This window comes from Nocardioides abyssi (assembly GCF_030412915.1).
Classification (GTDB): Bacteria; Actinomycetota; Actinomycetes; order Propionibacteriales; family Nocardioidaceae; genus Nocardioides; species Nocardioides abyssi.
In genome coordinates this window covers 1-204 of record NZ_JAUHJR010000349.1, presented here as the reverse complement: position 1 = coordinate 204, position 204 = coordinate 1, and the positions used below count along the sequence as shown (strand labels likewise).

Sequence of the window (204 nt, the reverse complement as noted above, 5' to 3'; positions counted from 1 at the left end):
GTCGAACTGCACCTGCCGCGGCGCCGGGCGCTGCGCCTGCTGGGGCTGGGCCTGGCCCTGCTGGCCCTGGTACCCCTGCTGGCTCGGGGCCCCCTGCGGGCGGGTGGCCGCGGCCCCCGGCTCGCGCTGCTCCTGGCGCGGCGCCTCCTGGCGACCGGCCGCGAGCGCCTGCGCGGCGTTGCGGGTCTCCTCCTGCGACTGCTG

Annotated in this window: 1 pseudogene; it reads right to left on the bottom strand. The window is 80.9% G+C overall.

Annotated elements, in window-relative coordinates:
- Positions 1 to 204: pseudogene (locus QWY29_RS20960) on the bottom strand (hypothetical protein); the annotation flags it as partial.